Source organism: Streptomyces sp. NPDC054047, assembly GCF_055585065.1.
Map to the genome: position 1 here is coordinate 215,624 of NZ_JBVJKV010000003.1, position 23,668 is coordinate 239,291.

23 protein-coding genes are annotated in these 23,668 nt (G+C 71.2%); 17 read left to right on the plus strand and 6 right to left on the minus strand.

Annotated features, from left to right (window positions below):
- Positions 1 to 17 precede the first annotated feature (17 nt).
- Positions 18 to 605, plus strand: a complete 588-nt coding sequence (locus tag ACZ6ZP_RS12700) for a PadR family transcriptional regulator (protein WP_351157397.1) — start codon at positions 18 to 20, stop codon at positions 603 to 605.
- Between the two features lie 106 nt (positions 606 to 711).
- Here the strand turns inward: ACZ6ZP_RS12700 and ACZ6ZP_RS12705 are convergent, their stop codons facing one another.
- Together ACZ6ZP_RS12705 and ACZ6ZP_RS12710 are read right to left on the minus strand one after the other, a co-directional pair.
- Positions 712 to 1,218 (minus strand): hypothetical protein, encoded by a 507-nt coding sequence (locus ACZ6ZP_RS12705; protein WP_351157395.1) that lies wholly within the window; start codon positions 1,216 to 1,218, stop codon positions 712 to 714.
- Positions 1,219 to 1,412: 194 nt separating this feature from the next.
- On the minus strand, positions 1,413 to 2,399 hold the full coding sequence (locus ACZ6ZP_RS12710; protein ID WP_383816377.1) for a fibronectin type III domain-containing protein: 987 nt from the start codon (positions 2,397 to 2,399) through the stop codon (positions 1,413 to 1,415).
- Positions 2,400 to 2,651: 252 nt separating this feature from the next.
- Between ACZ6ZP_RS12710 and ACZ6ZP_RS12715 the strand changes: the two genes are divergently transcribed.
- Positions 2,652 to 3,407, plus strand: a complete 756-nt coding sequence (locus ACZ6ZP_RS12715; protein WP_469406711.1) for a glycoside hydrolase family 75 protein — start codon at positions 2,652 to 2,654, stop codon at positions 3,405 to 3,407.
- Positions 3,408 to 3,541: 134 nt separating this feature from the next.
- Here the strand turns inward: ACZ6ZP_RS12715 and ACZ6ZP_RS12720 are convergent, their stop codons facing one another.
- The 3 genes from ACZ6ZP_RS12720 to dhaK form a co-directional block, all read right to left on the minus strand.
- Positions 3,542 to 3,952, minus strand: a complete 411-nt coding sequence (locus tag ACZ6ZP_RS12720) for a PTS-dependent dihydroxyacetone kinase phosphotransferase subunit DhaM (RefSeq protein ID WP_351157388.1) — start codon at positions 3,950 to 3,952, stop codon at positions 3,542 to 3,544.
- On the minus strand, positions 3,945 to 4,553 hold the full coding sequence (gene dhaL / locus ACZ6ZP_RS12725; RefSeq protein ID WP_351157386.1) for a dihydroxyacetone kinase subunit DhaL: 609 nt from the start codon (positions 4,551 to 4,553) through the stop codon (positions 3,945 to 3,947). Before dhaL ends, ACZ6ZP_RS12720 begins: the two co-directional genes overlap by 8 nt.
- Before the next feature lie 79 nt (positions 4,554 to 4,632).
- Positions 4,633 to 5,625, minus strand: a complete 993-nt coding sequence (gene dhaK / locus ACZ6ZP_RS12730; protein ID WP_351157384.1) for a dihydroxyacetone kinase subunit DhaK — start codon at positions 5,623 to 5,625, stop codon at positions 4,633 to 4,635.
- Positions 5,626 to 5,967: 342 nt separating this feature from the next.
- On the opposite strand from dhaK, the gene ACZ6ZP_RS12735 reads away from it, so the two are divergent.
- The 12 genes from ACZ6ZP_RS12735 to ACZ6ZP_RS12790 all read left to right on the plus strand — a co-directional run bounded on the left by ACZ6ZP_RS12735 (position 5,968) and on the right by ACZ6ZP_RS12790 (position 19,998).
- Positions 5,968 to 7,089 carry an amidinotransferase gene (locus ACZ6ZP_RS12735; RefSeq protein ID WP_469406714.1) on the plus strand — a complete coding sequence of 374 codons (1,122 nt, stop codon included), beginning with the start codon at positions 5,968 to 5,970 and terminating at the stop codon, positions 7,087 to 7,089.
- A gap of 425 nt (positions 7,090 to 7,514) precedes the next feature.
- Positions 7,515 to 8,858 carry a hydroxymethylcytosylglucuronate/cytosylglucuronate synthase gene (locus ACZ6ZP_RS12740; protein WP_469406715.1) on the plus strand — a complete coding sequence of 448 codons (1,344 nt, stop codon included), beginning with the start codon at positions 7,515 to 7,517 and terminating at the stop codon, positions 8,856 to 8,858.
- A complete protein-coding gene (gene blsE, locus ACZ6ZP_RS12745) occupies positions 8,851 to 9,837 on the plus strand; it encodes a cytosylglucuronate decarboxylase (RefSeq protein ID WP_469406717.1) in 987 nt (328 codons plus the stop codon). Before ACZ6ZP_RS12740 ends, blsE begins: the two co-directional genes overlap by 8 nt.
- On the plus strand, positions 9,825 to 10,766 hold the full coding sequence (gene blsF, locus ACZ6ZP_RS12750) for a CGA synthase-related protein (RefSeq protein WP_469406719.1): 942 nt from the start codon (positions 9,825 to 9,827) through the stop codon (positions 10,764 to 10,766). The genes blsE and blsF overlap by 13 nt, the downstream gene beginning before the upstream one ends.
- A gap of 32 nt (positions 10,767 to 10,798) precedes the next feature.
- The gene (gene blsG / locus ACZ6ZP_RS12755) at positions 10,799 to 11,974 is read left to right on the plus strand and encodes an arginine 2,3-aminomutase (protein WP_351157375.1); all 1,176 of its coding nucleotides are present in this window, start codon (positions 10,799 to 10,801) and stop codon (positions 11,972 to 11,974) included.
- Positions 11,971 to 13,149, plus strand: a complete 1,179-nt coding sequence (locus ACZ6ZP_RS12760; protein ID WP_469406720.1) for a DegT/DnrJ/EryC1/StrS family aminotransferase — start codon at positions 11,971 to 11,973, stop codon at positions 13,147 to 13,149. Before blsG ends, ACZ6ZP_RS12760 begins: the two co-directional genes overlap by 4 nt.
- On the plus strand, positions 13,146 to 14,393 hold the full coding sequence (locus tag ACZ6ZP_RS12765; RefSeq protein ID WP_469406721.1) for an ATP-grasp domain-containing protein: 1,248 nt from the start codon (positions 13,146 to 13,148) through the stop codon (positions 14,391 to 14,393). The genes ACZ6ZP_RS12760 and ACZ6ZP_RS12765 overlap by 4 nt, the downstream gene beginning before the upstream one ends.
- Positions 14,394 to 14,475: 82 nt before the next feature.
- Positions 14,476 to 15,741 (plus strand): MFS transporter, encoded by a 1,266-nt coding sequence (locus ACZ6ZP_RS12770; RefSeq protein ID WP_361473209.1) that lies wholly within the window; start codon positions 14,476 to 14,478, stop codon positions 15,739 to 15,741.
- A gap of 128 nt (positions 15,742 to 15,869) precedes the next feature.
- Complete coding sequence (locus tag ACZ6ZP_RS12775; protein WP_469406722.1) at positions 15,870 to 17,750, plus strand: hypothetical protein; 1,881 nt, start codon at positions 15,870 to 15,872, stop codon at positions 17,748 to 17,750.
- A gap of 88 nt (positions 17,751 to 17,838) precedes the next feature.
- Positions 17,839 to 18,468: a class I SAM-dependent methyltransferase gene (locus tag ACZ6ZP_RS12780; protein WP_351157362.1), complete on the plus strand. Its 630-nt coding sequence runs from the start codon at positions 17,839 to 17,841 to the stop codon at positions 18,466 to 18,468.
- 10 nt (positions 18,469 to 18,478) lie between these two features.
- The gene (locus tag ACZ6ZP_RS12785) at positions 18,479 to 19,480 is read left to right on the plus strand and encodes a thymidylate synthase (protein WP_351157360.1); all 1,002 of its coding nucleotides are present in this window, start codon (positions 18,479 to 18,481) and stop codon (positions 19,478 to 19,480) included.
- On the plus strand, positions 19,477 to 19,998 hold the full coding sequence (locus tag ACZ6ZP_RS12790; RefSeq protein WP_351157358.1) for a hypothetical protein: 522 nt from the start codon (positions 19,477 to 19,479) through the stop codon (positions 19,996 to 19,998). Before ACZ6ZP_RS12785 ends, ACZ6ZP_RS12790 begins: the two co-directional genes overlap by 4 nt.
- On the opposite strand, the gene ACZ6ZP_RS12795 is transcribed toward ACZ6ZP_RS12790, so the two are convergent.
- Positions 19,907 to 20,956, minus strand: coding sequence for a helix-turn-helix domain-containing protein (locus ACZ6ZP_RS12795; RefSeq protein WP_366463514.1), 1,050 nt, complete (start codon positions 20,954 to 20,956; stop codon positions 19,907 to 19,909). The two genes, ACZ6ZP_RS12790 and ACZ6ZP_RS12795, sit on opposite strands and share 92 nt — an antisense overlap.
- Before the next feature lie 190 nt (positions 20,957 to 21,146).
- Here ACZ6ZP_RS12795 and ACZ6ZP_RS12800 point away from each other — a divergent pair, with 190 nt between their 5' ends.
- From ACZ6ZP_RS12800 to ACZ6ZP_RS12810, 3 genes are read left to right on the plus strand one after another with little or no spacing between them, the layout of a single operon-like run.
- Entirely contained in the window at positions 21,147 to 21,968 is an 822-nt protein-coding gene (locus ACZ6ZP_RS12800) for an alpha/beta fold hydrolase (RefSeq protein ID WP_366463515.1), read from the plus strand.
- Positions 21,969 to 22,012: 44 nt separating this feature from the next.
- A complete protein-coding gene (locus ACZ6ZP_RS12805) occupies positions 22,013 to 22,843 on the plus strand; it encodes an alpha/beta fold hydrolase (protein WP_366463516.1) in 831 nt (276 codons plus the stop codon).
- 14 nt (positions 22,844 to 22,857) lie between these two features.
- Complete coding sequence (locus tag ACZ6ZP_RS12810) at positions 22,858 to 23,649, plus strand: alpha/beta hydrolase (protein ID WP_469406725.1); 792 nt, start codon at positions 22,858 to 22,860, stop codon at positions 23,647 to 23,649.
- Positions 23,650 to 23,668 lie beyond the last annotated feature (19 nt).

Consider the following 23,668-nt stretch of genomic DNA (forward strand, 5'->3'; position numbering starts at 1 on the left):
TACCTAGGATGGCCGCCATGTCACTCCCGCACGCGATCCTCACCGCCCTGCTAGAGAAGCCTTCGTCGGGGCTCGAGCTGACCCGCAGGTTCGACAAGTCGATCGGCTACTTCTGGTCGGCCACGCACCAGCAGATCTACCGCGAGCTGGGGAAGCTGGAGCGGGAGGGGGCCATTCGCGCGCTTGAGCGGCAGCAGGCCACCCGCGGGCAGAAGAAGGAGTACGAGGTCCTGCCCGCGGGCCGCGCCGAGCTGGCCCGCTGGACGGCCGCGAGCCAGGACCCCAAGCCGCTGCGCGACACGCTGCTGCTGCGCCTGCGGGCGGCGGCGGTCGTCGGCACGGACGGCATCGAGGCGGACCTGCGCCGTCATCTCGCCCTGCACCGGCAGCAGTTGGCCGAGTACGAGGAGATCGAGAAGCGGGACTTCCCGCCGGGGAAGGACGCGGTGGAGGACCGGCTGAGGCATGTGGTGCTGCGGGCCGGGATCGACCTGGAGACGTTCTGGACGCAGTGGCTGGAGCGGACGCTGGAGGAGCTCGGGGCGCCTGACGCGCCTGACCTGACTGACGCGCCTGACGTGACTGACACGACGCGTGAGGCCTGATCCCGATCGCCTGACGCAGACATGAACGACGGCTGCCGCCGGTCCGACTCACGTCGGACCGGCGGCAGCCGTCTTCTTCGTGGCTCTGTATCCCGGGATCGCCGGGTCAGAGCCGGTGCTGCGCGCCGCGGCGGCGCAGGTACCAGGCACCGCCACCGGCGGCGGCCAGGGCCACGAGGGCCCCGCCCGCGACGAGGGTGTAGGTGCCGTAGTCCTCGCTGCCGCCCCCGAGACCGCCCCGGACGCCGCGCGCGGGCGCCGTCGTGGACGAGGTGGTCGGCGTGGCCCCGACGGTGACCGTCTGGGAACCGGCAGCCGAACCGTCGTCGCAGACCACCGCCACCGTATGGGTGCCGGTACTGACGTTCTGCCAGGAGGCGCTGCCGTTGGTCAGTTCCACTTGCCTGCCCTGGGCGAAGCTGGCCTGGCCGTTGCTCATCAGCGAGGCGTTGCCTCCGTCGGTGCAGGCCGCCGTGGTCACCGTCACCGTTGATCCCGTGGCGGTCACCGTGATCCCGGCGGCGAACGCCGTGGGAGCGGTCAGTGCCAGCGGAAGTGCAGCAGCGGCGGCGATGGTCAGGCCGGCGCGGACGAATATCTGAGTGGTACGCATGAGTCTCTGCCCTCCGGTGGCACGGGAGGCGGTACGTCCCATGCGCCGCCGGGGGTCGGGGAGCGCCCGTGCTACCTGACGACGAGCCAACGTGCCATCCACCCGGTCCGCATGCGGACAGCCACCGGGCAGGTGACGGAATCCTTCGTACGGCCGACGGACGACAGCTGACCCGGCGTCACCGGTAGGGGTCCTCAGCCGGTGGTGACCGTCCGTTCGGGGGAGTAGCCGCCCCACGTCCCGTCGGGGAGCTTGGCCCGCAGCTTCACGCGGTGCGTGTCACCCGCCTTCTTGCCCACGTAGAAGCTGTGGGTGGCCTTCTTCTGGGGCGCCGTACCGCCGAACACCAGCGAGGTGGCGGTCTTGCCGTCGAGGTGGATCTGATACTCCGCCACCGCGCCGCCGGTGTGCGGCGGCGTCCAGGCCAGGTCGATGTAGTAGGCCCCGTCGTCGGCGTGGCGGGTCTTCGCGCGGAAGTCCGTCGGTGCCGTGCCCCGTCCGTCGTCCCGGCCGGCCGCGGTGGTGAGGCGGACGGCACGGCTTGCGGGCGACGCGTTGTCGGCCGCGTCGAGCGCCTTGACGGTGAAGCGGTAGTCCGTGCCCGGCCGCAACCCGGTGACGAGGGTCTCGCGCTCGCTCCCGTCCACGCTGTGGATCTTCGACGTGCCCTGATAGATCTCGTACGAGGCGACGCCCTGGTCGTCCTTCGACGCGTCCCAGGACAGCTTCACCGCCCTGCTCCCCTCGGCCGAGCCGCGCGGCGATCCGGGCCGCGAGGGCGGCTCGCGGTCCGCGGTGGCCGCGGCGGGCGTGGTCACCGTCAGCTTCCTGCTGGCCGGGCCGACGTTCCCCTCGGCGTCGCGGGCGCGGACGGTGAAGGTGTAGGCCGTGGACGGCTTCAGGCCGACGACGTCCACCATGTGCTTGCCGCCCGGCACGCGCTCGACCCTGGTGGCGCCCCGGTACACGTCGTAGCCGGTGACCTCGGTGTCGTCCGTGGCCTGGTTCCACATGACGTGGGCGGTGGTGGCGCTGCCCGCCTGGACGGTGACGCCTCGGGGGGCGGCCGGGGGCTGCACGTCCTTCGTGTCCTGGTCGCCGCCCCAGGCGCAGGCGCTGAGGGTGCAGGCGGCGAGGGCGCAGGTGGTGACGGTCAGGAGGGCGGCGATGGGGGTGGACATGTGGGGGGTCCGTCGCACGGTTGTGCCTTCCGCTCGGGCGGCATTGGTCCGGACCTATTTGACACAGGTGTCGAGTGCACATCAAGAGGGGTGCGCATGTGCGTCTCCGGGTTCGCGTGCACCGTCCGGACCCCGAACAGTGGCCGAGGTGTACGAGTCGGGACAGATTGGGATGTCCGGTCGCGTGCCGTGGCAACCGGCCGCGGCTCGTCCGACCAGTCGTCAGTTTCCTCCCAGGGAAGGTCCCTTCTCGTGCGCAACAGAACAGCGGCACTCGCAGTCGCCACCGGAGCCGTCCTGCTCTCGCCCGCGTCCCTGCCCGCGTCGGCGCATCCGCAGGGGGACGCGACGAACCCCAAGTCCCCGCAGAACAGCGGGATTTCAGGCCCCCCAGCTGCTCCGGCCGCTCCAGCCGTCCAGGAAGGTTCCGTGTCCGCCGCCGCGTTGCTCGCCAAGGTCGAAGGCTGTAGACAGGTCTCGCGCGACAAGTACCGTACGGACGACGGCGCCCGCGCGAACATCCCCGTCTGCGGCAAGCGGGGCGCGGTGTTCTGGAAGGCCGACATGGACATCGACTGCGACGGCCGCCGGAGCAAGGCCTGCAACCGGCGCACGGACCCGCTGTTCCTCGACGCCACCGCGTTCCAGGAGTCCACCGGCCGTCAGCTGAGCGCGGAGCACCTCCCGTACGTCGTCGTGCCGGGCGCGAGCCGCCGCTGGAGCCACACGGCGCACGGCATCACGGGCGGCTCGGTGGCCGCCGTGATCCACCAGGGCAAGGTCCTGTACGCCGTCGTCGGCGACACCGGCCCCAAGGACCTCATCGGCGAGGCGTCCTACGCGGCGGCGAAGTCGCTCGGCATCCGCCCCGACCCCCGGTCGGGCGGCACCGACGCGGGCGTCACCTACATCGTCTTCGAGGGCCCCAAGGCGTCGCCGATCGAGAACCACCGGGCCGCGGTCGCCCGAGGCGACGCGCTGGCCCGGCAGTTCCTCCGGCAGAACTGAGACGATCGGCGCAGGAAGTCGCCGATGGTCGCTACGCGCCATGACGCGCGCCATGCCTCGCGCCACGAGCTGGTGTGATCGCTGAAGAGACAGGCGGGCCGTCCCGCCTGTCAGAGCACGCCCTCCGCTGCCCCTCACGCCTTCCGGTAGTCGTACGCCTCCGCCGCCGCGGCCTCCACCGCGTCGACATCGGCGCCCGCCGACGCGGCCACCACCGCCGCGACCGCGCCCTCCACGAACGGGGCGTCCACCAGGCGGGCGCCCTCCGGGAGCTCGTCGCCCTCGGCGATCAGCGCCTTCACGGTCAGGACCGCGCTGCCCAGGTCGGTGAGGATCGCGATGCCCGCGCCGCGGTCGACCTTCGCCGCCGCCTGGGCGATGAGCTCCGAGCTGGTGCCCAGGCCGCCGTCCTCGGTGCCGCCCGCGGCGGCCACGGGCGCGGTCGCCCCGCCGCCCGCGAGTCCCATGGCCAGCGCGGCGACGGACTCCGCGACGGCACCGCTGTGCGAGACGAGGACGATGCCGACCATCTTGTCGTCACTCACGGCCGGCCTCCGCGGTCTGCGCGAGCGCGTCGAAGAGCAGCGCCGACGAGGTCGCCCCGGGATCCTGGTGGCCGATGCTGCGCTCGCCCAGATAGCTGGCCCGCCCCTTGCGCGCCTGGAGCGGCGTCGTGGCGAGGGCGCCTTCGTTCGCGGCGTCGCGCGCCGCGCCGAAGGACTCCGCGAGCGCGTCGACCGCCGGGACGAGGGCGTCCAGCATGGTCTTGTCGCCGGGCACGGCGCCGCCGAGCGCGCTCACCGCGTCGACGCCGGTGCGCAGCGCGTCGGCGAGCTGCTGCTCGTCGACCTCGGCGGCGTCACCGAGCGACTTGCCGGTACGCCGGAGCAGCGTCCCGTAGAGCGGCCCCGACGCACCCCCCACGGTCGAGATCAACTGCCGCCCCGCCAGGGTGAGCACGGCCCCCGGCGTGGCGGGCGCCTCCTTCTCCAGCGTGGCCGCCACGGCGGCGAACCCGCGCTGGAGGTTGCTGCCGTGGTCGGCGTCACCGATCGGCGAGTCCAGCTCGGTGAGCCGCTCCGCCTCCCGGTCGACGAGGGCGGCGGCCGAGGTCAGCCACTGACGGAAGAATGCGGCATCGAGCACGGAAACTCCTTGCGGGGTAGAACAGTCGGGCAGTGCGGCACGAGTGGTACGTGGTGACGGCGGGGCGTCCGTATACGGATCAGATACCCCAGCGGAGCCCGGCGGTACGCACCGGAGCGTTCCACAGCCGCAGCAGCTCCTCGTCGACCTGGCACAGGGTGACGGAGGCCCCGGCCATGTCCAGCGAGGTCACGTAGTTGCCGACCAGCGTGTGCGCCACGACGACACCGCGCTCGGCCAGGACCCGCTGGACCTCGGCATTGAAGCCGTACAGCTCGAGGAGGGGAGTGGCCCCCATGCCGTTGACGAGCACGAGCACCGGGTTGCGGGGGTTGAGATCCTGGAGCACGACGTCCACGGCGTAGTCCGCGATCTCACTGGACGTCATCATCGGGCGCCGCTCACGTCCGGGCTCCCCGTGGATCCCGACGCCCAACTCCAGCTCGCCGGCGGGCAGATCGAAGGTCGGGCTGCCCTTGGCAGGCGTGGAGCAAGCACTCAGCGCGACCCCGAAGCTCCGCGCGTTCTCGTTCACCTGCCGCGCGATCGCCTCCACCCGCTCCAGAGGCATGCCCTCGTCGGCAGCCGCGCCCGCGATCTTCTCCACGTAGAGCGTGGCGCCGGTGCCGCGCCGCCCGGCCGTGTAGAGGCTGTCGGTGACGGCCACGTCGTCGTTGACGAGCACCTTGGCGACCTGGATGCCCTCGTCCTCGGCGAGCTCGGCGGCCATGTCGAAGTTGAGGACGTCGCCCGTGTAGTTCTTCACGACGAACAGGACCCCCGCCCCGCTGTCCACGGCGGCCGCGGCCCGCACCATCTGATCGGGCACCGGTGAGGTGAACACCTCACCGGGACAGGCGGCCGACAGCATGCCCGGTCCCACGAACCCGCCGTGCAGCGGCTCGTGCCCGGACCCCCCGCCGGAGACGAGGGCGACCTTCCCTTCGACGGGGGCGTCCCTGCGCACAATCACGCGATTCTCCACGTCGATCGTCAGGTCGGGATGCGCGGCCGCCATGCCCCGCAGCGCGTCCGCTACGACCGTCTCCGCGACGTTGATCAGCATCTTCACGGGTACCTCCTGGTGGGCGTATCAGCTGGGCCACTGCACTGGATTTTCGCAGGGCAGGCTGTGCGTGACTAGTTCTCGATCTTGGCGATTCCCGATGCGGCGTGTCCCGGCGGGCGGCTGGGCGATGCTGAGAGGTGCGGGACCTGAGGTCAGTATCAAGGGAGCGGGGCCAGGAGGTGCGGCCCATGAGGGAAGAGTTTCCGCCGGGGCCCCGAGGCGCGAACCGGGCGTCCCACCGGGTCCCCCATGGGGCAGGAGGCGCACGGCGCGCTCTGGGTCCAGGGTCGAACTGCGGGGAGACCCGGTCTGCTCGGCACGTCGAGACACGGGAGGCGATCCCCCATGTCGACCCCGGCGCCCACGGCCCCGGACGGGGCGCGGCCTCTTGTTTCGCCGGTGCAGTCCCACACCGAGTGGGACCCGCTGGAAGAGATCATCGTCGGGCGTCTCGAGGGTGCGACCATCCCCTCCGACCATCCGGTGGTCGCCTGCAACATCCCGCCGTGGGCGGCGCGACTGCAAGGGCTCGCCGGCGGCTTCGAGTATCCGGGCCTGCTGATCGAGCCGGCCCAGCAGGAGCTCGAACAGTTCATCGCTCTCCTGCGGTCCCTCGGCGTCACGGTCACGCGCCCGGACGCGGTCGTCCACCGGCAGCGCTTCGGTACCCCCGACTGGTCGTCGCGCGGATTCTGCGACACCTGCCCGCGGGACAGCATGCTCGTGATCGGCGACGAGATCATCGAGACCCCGATGGCCTGGCCGTGCCGGTACTTCGAGACCCACACGTACCGCACGATCCTCAAGGACTACTTCCGGCGCGGGGCGCGCTGGACGGCGGCGCCGCGACCGCAGCTCACCGACGAACTCTTCGATGCGGACTTCAGCGTCCCCGAGGCCGACGAGCCCATGCGCTGCATCCTCACCGAGTTCGAGCCGGTCTTCGACGCCGCGGATTTCGTCCGCGCGGGACGCGCTCTGTTCGTGACGCGGAGCAATGTCACCAACCAGATGGGCATCGAGTGGCTGCGCCGTCACCTCGGGCCCGGCTACCGCATCCACGAGGTCGAGAGCAGCTGCCGGACGCCTATGCACATCGACACGACATTCCTCCTGCTCGCGCCAGGCAAGGTGCTGGTCAATCCCGAGTACATCGACGTCGACCGCCTGCCCGACGTCCTGCGCTCGTGGGACGTCCTGATCGCCCCCGAGCCCAACCCCCTGGACGAGCGTCTGCTCAAGATGACCTCGATGCGCGGCAAGTGGCTCAACATGAACGTGCTCATGATCGACGAGAAGCGGGTCGTCGCCGATCGGCACCACACCGACACCCTGCGCGCCCTGGAGAAGTGGGGGTTCGAGCCGATCCCGTGCGACCTGCTGCACTACGCGCCGTTCGGCGGCTCGTTCCACTGCGCGACCCTCGACGTCCGACGCCGCGGCACCCTCGCGTCGTACGTCGACTAGGGCATGTGCCAGTGGCCTCTTTCGGCCGTTGTTCCGGGGTGTGCTCCTGACGGTCTTCGGTCGTCGAAGTGGCTTGTTGGAGATGGGTGCCGGGTCCCTCCGCGGCCGCGTGTCCCGCAGGCGCGCCCTTGGGCCACCAGCGCTTGGAACGTCAAACTCCGTTGAGCCGGGGCAGGGGTGAGGCGTCTTATTGCGAGTAGTTCGCAACTACTTATTGGTGGCCAGAAGGTGACCGGGGGGCCTTTGCGCCACCCGGGAGCAGGGGTGATCGTGTGAGAACCGGAGGGGATCACTCGCCGGAGTCCGCCCCGGTCCGACCCCCGTGGCGCAGCACGAATCCACCCTCACCCCGACGTGGCATTCCCTCCCCGCACTCACCCGACAGGGGCCACACCCCGGCCCCAGCAAGGGAGTTGGACAGAACGATGCATGGTGCAAGCCGTCCGGATGCGCGAGACGTCCGGGAGAAACCCGTCCCCGTCCCGGGCGCACCCGTCGCCACCGCAGGCACCGAGCCGGCCACCGTCGCCGTCGCGGGCGCCGAGTTCGGCTGGGGCAGCTCCGGCAAACTGAGCGCCGTCCTGGCCGCGCTGCGCGCACGGTCCCCCCGCCCGCTGCGGTTCGTCGGCCTCGCGTCGGGCCTGGGCCGGCCGCTGCTGTCCCAGCACGCCGTCGACCGCTGGTACGACCTGCCGGCCGGGGTGTCCGCGGGGGAGGGCGCCGACGCGATGGCGAAGGTCGTGGCGGCGGAGGGGATCGACGCGGCCGTCGTCGTGCTCGACGGTCCCGCGGCCATGGCACTGGAAGCGGCGGGTGTGCCGACCGTGTTCGTCGACAGCCTGCCGTTCCTGTGGACCGAGGGGGATCTGGCCGAACTCCCGCTCGAGGCCTCCGTCTACTGCGCGCAACAGTGCGTCGAGTTGCCGCAGGAGTGTCTCGGCGTACTCGCCTCCGTACGCGAACTGCGCTGGGTCGAAGCCGTGATCGGCGCTCCCCCCGAATCGCCTCGGCCCCGGGGCAGCCGCCCGGAACCCTTCCGGAGTGCTCTGGTCAACCTGGGTGGCCTGCGCGCCCCCGGCCTGGCCGACTGGACGCGCTATCCGGAGATCGTCGTGCCCGCGGTGCTCGAAGCCCTCGACGCGTACGGGGTCCGCGAGGCGCATGTGGCGGGCAATCTCCCCGCCGATCTGGCCCGGCGGCTCTGCGGGGCGAGCGACAGCGCCCTCAGCGTCACGGCCGGTCCGCTCGACCACGGCGAGTTCCTCCACCGGCTCGCCGCCTGCGACCTGCTGCTCACCTCGCCGGGTCTGACCACGCTCCTGGAGGCCGGGAGCCTCTCGGTGCCCACGGTCTGCCTGCCGCCGCAGAACCTCAGCCAGATCTTCAACGGCCGCTTCCACAGCCGGGCCGTCATGGCCGACGTCAGAGTCGTCTGGCCGCCGACCGTGTTCACCGAGGGCGCGGCCCTGGCCCATCGACCGCAGGGCGAGGACGCGGCCCTGCGGGTCATCTACGGGGGGATCACCGCCGCCGCCGAGGCGCGCAACGCCCCGCGCACCGTGACCGCCGTACGCGACGGCGTCCTTGAGGCGCTGCGGCGCGCGGCGGACGGCGCCGACTGGGGAGGGCTCGCCGCCCGCGTCGGCACCGGTGGCGCCGCGCAGGTGGCCGACGCCCTGCTCGACGTACTCGACAGGGAGCCGCTGCCCGGGCCCGCCCGGCTCGCGGTTCCGCGCACCGTCCAGGAAGGCATCGACGTACATGACTGAACGTCAGCGCTACCTCTTCATCAGAATCCTGGAAGCCTGCAACGCGGACTGCTTCATGTGCGAGTTCGCGCTCTCCCGCGACACGTTCCGCTTCTCCCTCGAGGACTTCGCCGAACTGCTGCCCAAGGCCCGTGCGGCGGGAGTGGCCTATGTGCGGTTCACCGGCGGCGAACCGCTCATGCACCGGGACGTCGTCGAGCTGGTGCGGGCGGGCACGGACGCAGGCATGAAGATGTCCATGATCACCAACGGCATGATGCTGCCGAAGAAGGCCCCGCGCCTCGCCGAGGCGGGCCTCGCCCAGGTGATCGTCAGCCTCGACGGCGGATCGGCCGCCACCCACGACGTCTACCGGCGTTCCCCCGGCATGTTCGACAACGGCCTGCGAGGGCTGCGCGACGCCGCCGCCCTCGGTGTCCTGCCCCGGGTGAACACCGTGGTCGGGCCGCACAACTACACCGAGATGCCGGACCTGCAGAAGGTGCTGACCGAGGCCGGCGTCAAACAGTGGGAACTCTCCGCCCTGAAGCTGGAGCGCTCCATCACCTATCCCGACCCCGATCACGTGCGCGCGGTCTGCGACCCGATCTACGAAGCCGATCCCGGCACCCTGCTCGTGCCGCTCGGCAAGCGCTTCTACGGAGACACCCGTGCGGAGCAGGATCGCTATTTCGGTGAGTCGCTGACCCCGCGCGCCTCCGAACCCCTGTGTCATGTCGTGGACGACGTGATCTACATCGACGGCAAGTACGGACGCATGTACGCCTGTAGCTGCCTCCCGCACCGCGAAGGGGAGGAACTGGGCGGCGCCCCGCTGCGCGAAGGCGGCACCATCCACCTCGATACGCCGGTCTTCCGCACCCACGCGGACTTCTTCCGCGAGCGCGGACCCGACATGTGCGGCGGCTGCTCCACCACGGCCGCCGGCTACAGCGACGACGTCGCCCGGCTCGGGACGGCGGCACCATGGCAGTACTGAGCACCGGCGGGCCCACCCCGCCGCCGGCCGGCCCCGCACCGCGCCGGGTGCTCCTGGTGTCGCGGGACGAGGAACTGGACTCGCTGCTCGCCGGACGGCGCGTCGCCGCGCACCTGGCGGGACTTGAGGAGACCGGCGACGAGGCGCGGCCCGGCGGCGACGGGCCGCCGCCGGACGTGGCGCTGGTCTGCGACGACGATGCCGCCACCCGCCGCCTCCTCGACCTCGGTGTACCGGTCGTGCGGCTGTGCTCGGGACACCGGGCCGCCGTCGAACCCGCCGCCGACCGGGCCCTGCACCGGGTGCACCGACCGGGCTGGCTTCCCGGACCGTGGCCCGCGACACCGGGCGGCGCCCGCACCACCGGGGTCCTCGCGCCCGCCCGGTCGGCGCGCGGACGCGACCGGCACGGCAGTCTGCTGCTGCTCTCCCTGTGGGGCGTCCCGGACGCGGAGGCCGACCCGTTCACCTCCGGGCCGCTGCGACAGCTGGCCGCCGAGGCGGTACGCCGCACACAGCGGTGCGAGGTCGTCTGCGACACCCGCCTCGACCGGGTGCGTGACGCGCTCGAAGGACTCGACGGCGTACGTGTCCGGCGCGCCGCCGACACCGATGTCGACGCCCTGCACGCAGGAACCGAACTGCTCCTGGCCGCACCCGCCCTGGGCGCGGTGGCACTGGCCCAGGCCCGGCGCGCGCCGCTCGCCCTGCTGCCGCCGCTCGGCGACCGCCAGCGCGACCTGGCCGAGCGGGTCGCCCGAGCCGTCCCGGTCCCGGTGGCCGCCGATCCGCACGATCCGTCCCTCTGGGCGCCCGGGGAACCAGGCGCACCGGACCCGTGGGCCGCGCTCGACGGCGCCGCGGACGACCTGCGGGGCGCCCAGCGCGTCGCCCGCACCCTGCGCCAGCTCTCCCTCGCACCCCTGTGACAGGTCACTCACCCGCCGAACCAGGAGAAACCATGCCCCGCACTCCCGGAGACACAGACGCGGACCGCCACCTCTTTCCGGACCGGCCGGAGATCACCGAGATCACCGAAGCGGAGTGGAACGACTGGCGCTGGCACATGCGCAAGCGCGTCACCAACGTCGACAAGGCACGGCAGTGGATCAACCTCACCGCCGACGAGGAACAGGCCATCGAGAAATCGGCGGGCAAGTACCGCTGGAGCGTCACCCCCTACTACGCGTCCCTGATGGACCCGGACGATCCCACCTGCCCGATCCGTCAGCAGGCCGTACCCGCGCTCGGGGAACTCGCGGAGTTCAGCGGCGCCGAGGTCGACCCCGTCGGCGACATGTTCTACCGCAAGACCAACCGGGTGGTGCACAAGTACCCGGACCGCGTGATCATGCTGATCACCGAGGCCTGCCCGGTCTACTGCCGGCACTGCACCCGCAAGTTCCACACCACCGACGTCGACGGCAGCTACTTCCGGGACAACGAGGGCGAGTCCTTCGAAGAGGACCTGCGCTACATCGCCGAACACCCCGAGATCCGGGACGTGTTGCTCACCGGTGGCGACCCGCTCTCGTACCGGGACGGGAAACTCGAAGAGATCATCTCCGGGCTGCGGGCGATCCCCAGCGTGGAGATCATCCGGATCGGCAGCCGGTTCCCGGTCCTGCTGCCCCAGCGCGTCACGGACGAGCTGTGCGAGATGCTCGCGCGCTACCACCCGGTCTGGCTGAACACGCACTTCAACCATCCCAAGGAGATCACCCCCGAGTCCGCCGCCGCGGTCGACCGACTGCTGCGCCACGGCATCCCGGTGGGGAACCAGACCGTCCTGCTGCGGGGCGTCAACGACGACGTCACGACGATGCGCACGCTGATGACCGAGCTGCTGCGCATCCGGGTCCGGCCCTACTACCTCTACCACTGCGACAACGTCACCGGCGTGTCCCACTTCATGACCTCCATCGAGAAGGGCTGGGAAATCATGGAGGGCCTCCAGGGGCACATCACCGGCTTCGGCGTGCCGCAGTACGTCCTGACGACCAGGATCGGCAAGATCCCCATCGCCCAGCCGTACTTCACCCGCATCCCCGAAGGTCTGCTGCTCCGCAACTACCGAGGCCAGGAGATGGTCGTCGACGCCGCGGTGCACCCCATCACGGAGGCTGACGCGACATGAGCATCGACAAACGGCTCGGCTTACGGTTCCTCCCGTACGGCGCCAACTACCTCGACTGGCCCGACATGCACGAGCTGCGGGCCGCGATCGAGCACGGAGTCCTCTTCCGCTACCAGACGGAGAGCGAGAGCGTCGCATCGCGGCTCGAACGCCGGGTCGGCGAACGGCTCGGCGCGGGCCACGTCCTCGCGGTGCACAACTGCACCGAGGCGCTGCGGCTCGCCCTGGTCTCCACCCGGCCGCGCGTCGGGGACCTCGTGCACATACCGGCGGTCACGTTCGTCGCCGTGGCGGGCGCCGTCCTCTCCAGCGGCCTCATACCGGTCCTGGTGGATGTCGACGAATCGCTGTCCATGGACACCTCGCTGCTGCCCGATGGCACCCAACGGGCCGTCGTCGCCCATATGGAGGGCACGGTCGCGCCCCTGCCGGACGGCGTCCCGTACGTCATCGAGGACAGCGCCCAGGCGCTCGGCGCCAGGTTCCCCGACGGGCGGCACACCGGCACCTGCGGCTACGCGGGCACCTTCAGCTTCCACCACAACAAGGTGCTGACCTCGGGCGAGGGCGGCCTGCTCGTCACGAACGACGCGGCCGCGTGGGAGACGATGCGCTGCTACCACGACCACGGCTCCGCGCGGGTGCCCGGCCGCTACCCCACCTGGAACGAGGACGCCTACTACGGCGAGAACCTGGTCACCAGCGAGGAGGTCGCGGCGATCCAGTACCAGCAGTTCCGCCACCTCGACGAGGTGCTCTCCGGCCTGGAGCGCCACCACGCCATCGCCATGGAGGAACTGCCCCACCGCGCCGGCCTCGACATCCTGCCCCGAGCCGCGGGCGACGTGAAGATCAGCCTCCGGTTCCGCTGCGAGAGCCGGGAGTTGCGCGACGCGGCCGTGTCCGCCCTCACCGAGCGGTCCATCGCCAACTGGACGCTCAACAAATACCTGCTGCCCGACCATCCGGTGGTCGCCGGACGGCGCTCCCTCTACGCCGACGGCTTCCCCTGGAACCTCGCCCCCGACCAGCCGCTCGCCCTCAGCCGCGACGGCTTCGCAAGGACCAGGGACCTCCTCGACCGCACCCTGTGCGTGCCGCTCTCCCCCGAGCTCTCCGAAGCCGAACAGGTCCTCGCGGTCAAGTCGGTCCGCCAGGCACTGGAGACCGCGTGAACACGCCCGCGCCGGTGCTCCTGATGGCGGACGACCGCGCCTCCTCCTTCACCCGGTACGCGGCGGACGCCCTGCCCGGCCGCCTGGTGCTGCTGCGGTTCGCCTCCGCCCGCAAGGACCTCACCGACGCGTACATGCGCCAGACCGAGCACCTGCCCGCGTTCTGGGTGAACGAGCGGCTGCCCCTGGAGGAGGAGGCGGCCCGCTACCGCGTCTGGGCCACGCACCTGCCCGTCGCACCCACCCGGTTCTGCAACCCCTCCGAGCCGCGCCAGGACATCGCCCAGCGGTTCGCGGAGCTGGCGGGCCTGCCACACATGACGGAACGTCAGGTGAGCTGGGTGCGCGACAAGGCGGCGATGAAGGACAAGTTCCGCGAGCTCGGGCTGCTCACCGCCCGCTACGCGCGCGTCTCCACCGCGGAGGAGATCGAGGACTTCGCCGCGCGGTGCGGCTGGCCCGTCGTACTCAAGCCCGTGGACTCCTTCGCCTGCGTCGACACCTTCCGGCTCACCGGCCCCGGGCAGCTGCGCGACGTGGCCCTGGGCGACCGGTCCTGGCTGGTCGAGGAGCATCTGGGCGGGACGGAGTGGGAGGTGTGCGCGCTCGTCCACGCGGGCGAGGTCCTGGACGCGTGGCCGAGCGCGATGCCGTGCCGCCCGCTGGACATCGTCGACGGCGCGATGAACGCCAACATCAGCGTCGCCACCGACGAAGGACCGCCCTTCGACCTGCGGGGCATGCTCCAGCGGATCGTCACCGGCATGGGGATCGACCACGGGTACCTGCACATGGAGTTCTTCCTCGTCGGCCACGAGATGTACGCGGGCGAGATCGGGGTCCGTCTCGCGGGCTGCGAGATCACCGCCAACCACGGGTACGCCTACGGCTTCGACGTGTTCGGCGCCACGCTGGACGTCTACCTCGGCCGCCGCCCCACCCTCGCCTACTCCGAGCGCGGCTGCGCGGGCGACCTGCTGCTTCCGCTGCCCGGCTCGGGGACCGTGCACCGGATCACCCCCGAGGACGAACTGCTGCGCCTGCCCGGCGTGGTCAGAAGCGTCCTCAGATTCCGCGAGGGGGACCTCGTGGAGGCGCGCCGCGCCTCGCACAACGCGTCCGGATACGTCCACGTGACCGGAGGGTCGATCGCCGAGGTGGAAAAGCGCATGCGCGGCGTACTCGACGCCTTCAGGATCGAAGTGATCACCCAGGCACCGGCGGTCAGAACACTCCAGCGCTGAGCCGCCCCCCTCTCCGGCCCGCCCCGGGCCATTCATGCGCCGCACCCGCACGCCCGCAACGGGCCACCACGGAACAGGAACCATGGAAGTGAAGCCGAACGGTCTCGCCCGCCGTCTCGCCGCCCTGCTCACGCGCCGTCAGGTGGCCGGACCCGCCTGGTGGAGCGTCGTCTCCAGGCTGCCGGTCTACCTCATGTCCCTGGCCATGGTGCTCGTCGTGCGCGAACAGGGCGGCAGCTACGCCCAGGCGGGCCTGGTCTCCGCGCTCTACACCGTCGGCATGGCGCTGGGCAGCCCGCTCATCGCCCGCCGGGTCGACCGCCGGGGCCGCAGGACCGTGCTCGTGCTGACCGGCGTGATCTATCCGGCGGCGCTCGCCGCGCTGGTGTGGACGACCGAACCGGGGGAGTGGGCGCAGCCTGCCCTCGCGGTGCTCGCCGGCATCACGCTGCCCCCGGCGAACGCCTGCATGCGATCGCTGTGGGCGCGCCTGCCGCTGCGCGACGACGAACGCGAGACCGCCTACCTGTGGGAGGCGCTGCTCACCGAAGTCCTGGTGATCGGGGCACCGTTGATGCTCGCGGCGCTGATGCTGACGGGGTCGGCCGGGACCGCGCTGACCACCGTGTCGGTCATCGGCGGCGTCGGAGCGATCGGTCTGGCCTTCACGCGGGTGCCCGAAGGCACCGAGAGCGCGGCGCAGGCGGCGGGCGACGGCCCGGGGGACAAGACCGGCCAGGGCGGCCTGCTCGGCCCCCTGCGGTCATCGCCGATGCTCGCGCTGACCGCCGTCATGGCGCTCAGCGCCGTGCCCATCGGGCTGATGACGCTGGCGATCCCCGCCTTCGTCGACGACCACGGCTCGCGGGGCAGCACCGGCCTGGTGTACGCCTGCTGGGGCATCGGCAGCGCCCTGGGAGCCCTCTGGCTGGGACGCTCCCAGTCCGAGGTCGCGGTGCATCTGCGCTTCCCGCGCCTGGTGCTCGCGTTCGCCGTCGGGACCGGCCTTCCGCTCCTAGCGACGTCCCAGGTGACCCTGGCGCTGGCCCTCGCGGTCGGCAGCGTGCCCATCGCGCTCGTCTCCGCCAGCGAGATGACGCTGGTCAGCCTCCTCGCGGACGGCCGTTCCCTGACGGAGGCCTTCACCTGGGCTTCCTTGGCCACGGTGGTGGGGGACGCGCTGGGCCAGCAGGCGGGCGGCCTCCTCATGGAACCGGCCGGACCGCGGGGCGTCTTCGCCGCCGCCTTCGGCATGTCACTCGTCGCCGCCTGCGTGGCCTTCGCCTGCCGGAGCCTGATGGGCCGCGCGGCCACGGCCCCCGAGCCCGCCGACGCGGGGGGCCGGTGACCGGGCGGGGGGCGGCACGGCCGCCGCCGGACACTTTCCGACGCCAGACAGCGCGACCACCAGCCAGTCATCCGTCCCACACACGTCACTCCTCGCAGGGTCAGCGTAAGAACACGAGGTAACGCTTCATGAAGTCTGCCGTCTCCCGACAGCGCCACGAGCCGTCGGACCCAGCACCGGAAACCGCGCTCTTCAGCCCGGTGAAGTACGCCGATCTCGCCCCGGCCGTAGGTGAGTTCCTCGACGCGCCCGACCGGACGCCGATCCCCGTCCCGGTCGACGACCGGGCCGACCTGGTGCACAGCGTGGCCCTGGCGTCGCGCCTCTACTCCGGTGTGCGCCGGCCGGCCCCCCTGGACTTCGGCGTCGTACTCGGCCGGTCGGATCTGGCCGACGCCGTCGTGGACCTGGCCCGCCCGCTCGCCCGCGAGTGGCTCACCGAGGACGACCTCGCCGGCTTCGTCGACCGGGCCCCGGGCACCCTCCTGCTGGTGGGCACCTACGCCCGCCTCAACCTCGACCCGGTGCGCTCGCTCCTCCTGGCCACCTACCGCGACGCCCGGCGCGGCCTGTCCCTCCTGAGCGGCCGCGACGGCGCGTCGGTGGCGTGGAACGTCGCCAAGCAGTACGCCCAGGTGCCCGAGGGCCTCGACGCGCTCGGCCTGTTCACGGACACCGACCGGCCGCCGCACCTGCCCGGCGTCAAGGTCTTCGACGACCGCGACTTCGAACGCGCGGACATCCAGGCCGAGATCCTCGGCACCCGGTGGCGCCGCGTCGTCTTCCAGGGCCACGGCAAGGACGACAGCATCAACCTCGGCGAGTTCACCATCTGCGGCCTCAACGAGACCGCACCCGCTCAGCCGGGCGTCCTCGCCCCCCGCTGCGCCTACGGACTGCCCTGCTACAAACCCGAGGACAAACTCGTCCCGCTCAACCGCGTCGAGGCGGCGGAACTGGTCCTCAGCGCCTGCAACAGCGGCCCCCTCGCCGACCTCGCGCTCTACGACCCCAAGTACCAACTCCTGCTCAACGCCCTGGACAGCCCCGCCCGCACGGTCGTGTCGGCCGTCTCCGTGCACGACTCCGACCGGCCCGAGAACGTCGCCTGGATGCTCGCCGCCGCCACCGGCGCGGACTCCGTGGACACCCTCAACGCCAGCCTGGCCGGCTCGCATCCCTACCCGGCGTTCATGCGCTTCGGGCTGCCGGGACAGCCCGAGGAGACCCCGGCGGCCCCGCCGCCCTCCGAGCACGCGCCCGACCCGCTGGTCCTCACGGTCGGCCACCGGCTCGCCGCGCTGCTCGGCTCGGAACTCCTTCCGCACAACCACACCCTGCGCCCCCGCCTCGGCAAGCTCGCGCGCAAGGTGGACCTGTGGGTGGCCCGCCCCACCCACCTCGCCGACCAGTCGCCCGACGAGGTCCGCAAGTCCCTCTCGGCGGACCTGCAGTCCCTCGACCACGTGATCGCCGGGCAGGTCGCGGAGAACCCCGAGAACGAGATCATGAACTACCCCGCCCACTTCGGTGACCGCAGCTCCCTGGACCCCGACGTGCGCGAGGTGGTCTGCCACTGTGGGCGCCCCGCCCAGGAGTTCGCCCGGCGAGGACTGCTGCCGCACATCCTCGACACCGTCTGCGTGGTGTGCATGCGCTGCGGCGACGTCACCTTCCGCGTGCCCGACGCACCCCACGTGCTGGCCTACGCGGCCGACGAGGTGGAGCAGGGCGGCGTGCTCGAAGTGCGCGCCTCGCTCACCGCGGCCCGCCCCGGACCCGTACGCCTCGGCCTGTTCCTGCCGAGCTATCTGCGCGACGACACCACGGTGGAACCGGCCCGGGTCAAGGTCCGCGCCTCGGACGAGCACGCCAGGGACGTCCTGTTCAGGGTGCGCTTCGCTCCCGACACCGCCCCGCAGGCCTACTACTTCACGGTGTTCGCCGTGCAGGACCTCGCCGTCTCGACCGCCCGGCGGCACTTCGGCGTCGTACCCGGCCATGGCTGAGACGGCCCCCGCACCACCTCGGCACCACGTACCCCCCACCCGACCCCCATTACCGGCCGGACCACCGGCCGGACGAAGGACGGTTGACATGGAGAAGACCCCCGCACCGACCCCCGCACCGGAGATCGAGCTCATCGATCACGACGGCGAGGTGACACTGAGCATCGGCGGTGAACAGGCCATGCAGGCCTGGGAACGCGACCTGATGTGGGCCAGCGCCGACATGCTCTGCCGCCACGGCAAGGACTTCTACGAGGTGGGCCTTGGCCTGGGGCTCTCGGCCCTGCGCATCGCCGAGAACCCCGCCACCCGCAGCCACCGGGTACTCGAACTCTTCGGCGAGGTCGAGGACCTCTTCCGCGAGCAGCACCCGCGGCTGCCCGGCACGCTCTCCATCGAGCGCGGTGACTTCTTCCAGCGCGTCTTCGAGCTGGAGTCGGAGAGCATCGACGGGATGTTCTTCGACCCCGCGCTCGACATGGAGGTGTGGAAGGACGAGGAACTGTGGCGCAGGACCATGCCCGAGGTCGTCCGCGCGCTGCGCCCCGGCGGGGTCTTCATCCCCTTCTTCAGCACCAAGCCCGAACTGCGCTGGCAGTACGTCAAGCACTTCCGCACCATCCACGTGGAGCGCCACCCGTACACCGCGTACGACACCACCGAGTACACCTACGGCACCTCCGGTGACGCGTACATCCAGTGCTTCTACAAGGACTGATGGGGGCCACGTGCACAGCACCTACGAAACCGTCGAGGACGCCTACCTGACGGAGCTGCGGAGCACCTATCTCGGCGCGTCGTTCCGCAACGCCCCGCGCGGCTTTCCCAGCCGGGAGCGGCTGGGCGCCGGATTCCTGGTCCGGGACCCCGTGCAGCGCCATGTCGCGCTGCCGGGGCGCAGATCCAACCTGGTCTTCAACTTCGCCGAGGCCCTGTGGTACCTGTCCGGCTCGGCCGACCTGGAGCTCGTCGCCCACTACGCGCCGAGCATCCGCAAGTACTCCTCCGACGGTGCCACCCTGACCGGCACCGCCTACGGGCCACGGATATTCGACTACCGGGGCACGGGCCTCGACCAGTGGCGCAGCGTCATCGACGTACTGGCCGAGGACCCCGACAGCAAACGCGCGGTCGTGCAGATCTTCCACCCGGGCGAGCTGCGCGAGCCGGGCAACATCGACGTCGCGTGCACCCTCGCCCTCCAGTTCATGCTCCGTGAGGGCCAGTTGCACGCCGTCGGCTACATGCGCGCCAACGACGCCTACCGGGGCATGGTGAGCGACGTCTTCTCCTTCACCTTCCTCCTGGAGATGCTGGCCAGGCAGTTGGGCGTCGAGGTAGGCGGCTACGTCCACCAGGTGGGTTCCCTGCATGTGTACGACAGTGACGCCCCGCTCGTGGAACGGGTGCTGCGGGAGGGCATGAACGACACCGCCCCGGAGCTGTTCCCCGCGATGCCCGCGGGGGACAACTGGCCGCACGTGCGCGAGGTGCTGCGGATCGAGGCGCAACTGCGCACCGACCGGCTGCGGCTCGGCCCCGCCGCGCTGCGCGCCCTCGCCCTGCCCCGCTACTGGCAGGACGTGCTCGGCCTCTTCGAGCTGCACCGTCAACTGACCCACGAGGCCGGGACGGACCACGAGCTGCTCGACGAACTCCCGCCCCTGTACCGCCGGATGGTGCTCTGCCGATGGCCCCGGACCGCTGCCGAACACGAGGTGTCCGCATGACGACGACCCCCGCCCACGACCTCGCCGGAGAGCTCGGCGTCACCACCCTGTTCCTCGCCGGGCCCTTCCTTCAGCTCCTCGACCCCGCCACCGGCGAGATGCCGTCCGGAACGCGGGCACCCTTCGCCTCCTTGATCGAGCACTTCGAGGGCCACGGGTTCAGCGTCCACAACGCGCACCGCCGTGAGGCGTGGGGGGCCGAACTGATGGCCCCGGCCCAGTGCACCCCGCTCGACCAGGAGGAGATCCGGAAGGCCGACGTGTTCGTGGCCTTCCCCGGCCTGCCCGCCTCTCCCGGCACGCACATCGAGATGGGCTGGGCCAGCGCCTTCGACAAACCGATCGTGCTGCTGCTGGAGGAGGGCCAGGAGTACGCGTTCCTCGTCCGGGGCCTGCACGCGGTGGCCACGGTCGAGTACGTGGTGTTCAGCGACCTTCCATCGGCCCTCCCCGAGATCGACGAGGCGGTACGGCGTGCGGTCGCGCGGCAGCGGGAGACGGAGGAGAGGAGCCGCTGAGACCTGCTGCCGGGTGATGGAGGCGGCGCCACTGGCGGGGTGTGGCGCCGTAGGTCTCGCGGAAGCGGCGGGAGAAGTGGGCGGGGTTGGAGAAGCCCCAGGACCGGGCGACGGCCTCGATCGTGCGGTGGGCGTGCTCGGGCGCGGCCAGGTCGTGGCGGGTGCCTTCCAGACGCCGGCGAATGATCCATTTCTCCAGGCCGAGGCCGCCCTGCTCGCACAGCCGGTAGAGGGTCCGTACGGAGATGTTGTGGGCCGCGGCGATGCGGTGGGGGGTGAGACCGGGGTCGGTCAGATGCGCGCGGATGTAGGCGAGGACGCGGGTCAGGAGCGTCTCCTGGGCGACCGAGCGCCGGGTGTGTTCGTCGGCGGCCACCGAGACGATGAGGGCGCGGGTGAGTTCCAGGGTGGCGGAGGCGAGCGCCTCGGCGCCGGGGCCCGCGCTGAGCCGGTCGGCGCGGTGATGCAGCTGGCGCAGGTGATGCAGCAGCAACGGCGCGACATCGCTGTGGTGCAGGAGCGGTATCGCGGCTTGCACCTGATGTTCGGGCAGGCCGAGACGCTCGGTGTCCACCATGAACGCGAGGGACAGGCCGGACCCGGACCACGCGTACTCGTAGCCCGCCGTCTTGTGGGCTAGGGCCAGGCCGTCGGGCCCCACGTGCTGCTGATGGCCGTTCCAGGTGAACGCCCCCGTCCCCCGGCTCTGGGTGATGACCGAGACGGTGTTCATCGCGTCGCGTCGCGCGTGCCGCGGGGTGCGCCAGATGCGCATGCCGGAGCCGTGCGTGGCGAACAGGGTCAGCGGACCGAAGTTCCAGACCTCCAGCTTCTTGCGGATGCCGGCATCGGCATGCTCCTGCTCCACCGAGCAGGAGCCGCTCTCCCCGACGGCCACGGCCTCGAAGGCCTCGATCCGGTCGGCCGCGGGTAAGTCGTCGGTGTCCAGAACCAGCATGGTCCCCCCCAGGGCGACAGCAGCGGCCTCTCCGCTGCCGTGCCGTCCTCGGGATTCTTCAGCACCCTTGGCGCGCAGGGAACAGTTCTCGGCACGTACGGCAAAGAACCTCGCCCGCGGAACTGGCACGATTTCCCGCTACCTGAGTCGGTCACCGACACCGACACCGGCTGCTGACGGGAGCGCTCCCATGGGCACCATCACGACGCACGACGGCACGGGGATCCACTACAAGGACTGGGGCAGCGGACGGCCGGTGGTGTTCAGCCACGGCTGGCCGCTGAACGCCGACGCCTGGGACGACCAACTGCACCTGGTCGCCTCGCACGGCTACCGTGCGATCGCGCACGACCGGCGCGGCCACGGCCGCTCCGACCAGCCGTGGCACGGCAACGACATGGACACCTACGCCGACGACCTGGCCCAGCTGATCGAGGCCCTCGACCTGCAGGACGCCGTCCTCGTCGGCCACTCGACGGGCGGGGGTGAGGTGACCCGCTACATCGGCAGGCACGGCACGTCCCGGATCGCCAAGGCCGTCCTGCTCGGCGCGGTGCCGCCCCTCATGCTCAAGACCGACGCCAATCCGCGGGGACTGCCGATCGAGGCGTTCGACGCCATCCGAGCGGGCGTGTCGGAGGACCGGTCGCAGTTCTACAAGGAACTGAGCCTGCCCTTCTACGGGTTCAACCGCCCCGGTGCGAAGGTCTCGCAGGGTGTGTCGGACGCGTTCTGGCTGCAGAGCATGCAGGTCGGGCTCAAGGGCGCGCTCGACTGCATCCGCGCGTTCTCCGAGACCGACTTCACCGAGGACCTGCGGCGCTTCGACGTCCCCACCCTCGTCGCCCACGGCGACGACGACCAGATCGTGCCGATCGTGGCCGCGGGACCGGAGTCGGCCAAGCTCGTCAAGGACGCGACGCTGAAGGTCTATCCGGGTGCTCCGCACGGTCTCGTGGGCGCGTTCAAGGACGAGTTCGACGCCGACCTGCTCGCGTTCCTCGCCTCGTGATCCCGAGCGGCTCTCCCCATCGGCTCTCTCCGAAAGGGTTCGTCATGCGTGTTCCGGCACCGCGTCGTCTGCTGACGGCACTGGCCGCCGCCGTTCTCCTCGTCACCGGTGCGGTCTCCGCCCAGGCGACCTCCCAGGGAACCGTGCGGGCCGAGAAGCAGGGCCCCAAGCCGACCGTCGTGCTCGTGCACGGGGCGTTCGCCGACGCCTCCGGCTTCAACGACACGATCGCTCTGCTGCAGAAGGCCGGCTTCCCGGTCATCGCGCCGGCCAACCCGCTGCGCGACACCGCGGCCGACGCCGCCTACGTCTCCAGCGTGGTGGACACCATCGACGGGCCGGTCATCCTGGCGGCCCACTCCTACGGCGGCGTCGTCATCACCAACGCCGCCCGCGGCCACGCCCATGTGAAGGCACTGGTCTACCTGGGGGCGTTCGCGCCCGACAAGGGGGAGAGCGCGCTGCAACTGGCGGGCCAGTTCCCCGGCAGTGAACTGGGCGCCGCCCTGATCGGCCGGGAGTACCCCGTGCCCGGCAGCGACCCGGGCACCGACGGCTACATCGACGCCGCGAAGTTCCGCGCCGTCTTCGCCGCCGATCTGCCCGCCTCCCGCACCCGCCTCATGGCGGCCACCCAGCGCCCCGGCAGCGTCCAGGGCCTCAGCGGCCCCAGCGGCGTGCCCGCGTGGAAGACCGTCCCGTCCTGGTATCTGATCCCGACCGAGGACAAGGTCATCCCGGCCGCCGCCCAGCGCTTCATGGCCGGGCGGGCAGGCAGCAGGGTGACCGAGATCCGGTCCTCGCACGTGGTCATGATCTCCCACCCGGAAGCCGCCGCGAAGATCATCAAGTCGGCGTACACCGCCACTCGTTGAAGGAGCGAACGCGCATGAAACCCGACACCATCGTCCTCATCCACGGCTTCTGGGTGACACCCCGCAGCTGGGAACACTGGATCACCCGCTACCAGTCCCAGGGCTTCAGGGTGCTGGCCCCGGCCTACCCCGGCTTCGAGGTGGAGGTGGAGGCGCTCAACGCCGACCCCACCCCGATCGAGGAACTCAGCGTCCCGTCGATCATCTCGTCGCTGGAGAAGCTGATCGACGGCCTTGGTACGCAGCCGATCATCATGGGTCACTCCGCCGGCGGCGTGTTCACCCAGATCCTGCTCGACCACGGATACGGCCGCGCCGGAGTGGCCATCAACTCCGCGCCCACCGAGGGAGTGGCGACGGCTCCGCTCTCGCAGCTCAAAGCGACGTTCCCGGTCCTGAAGAACCCGGCCAACCGGCACAAGGCCGTCGGCTTCACCTACGACCAGTGGCGCTACGCCTTCACCAACACCTTCCCCGAGGACGAGTCCCGCGCCCTGTACGAGCGCTACCACATCCCCGCCTCCGGCCATGTGTTCTGGGGCAGCGCCCTTGCCAACATCCACCCCGGCCACGCCGACTCGTACGTGAACTACCGCAACGACGACCGGGCACCGCTGCTGTTCGTCTCGGGCGAGAACGACCACCTGATGCCGCCGAAGATCCAGCAGTCCAACGCCAAGCACTACAAGTCGAACACCGTCACCGAGATCGTGGAGTATCCGGGACGATCCCATCTGATGCCCGCCCAGAGCGGCTGGGAGGAGATCGCCGACCACGCCCTGGCCTGGGCGCTCGACCACACCTGACCACCCCACTGGCCGGGCC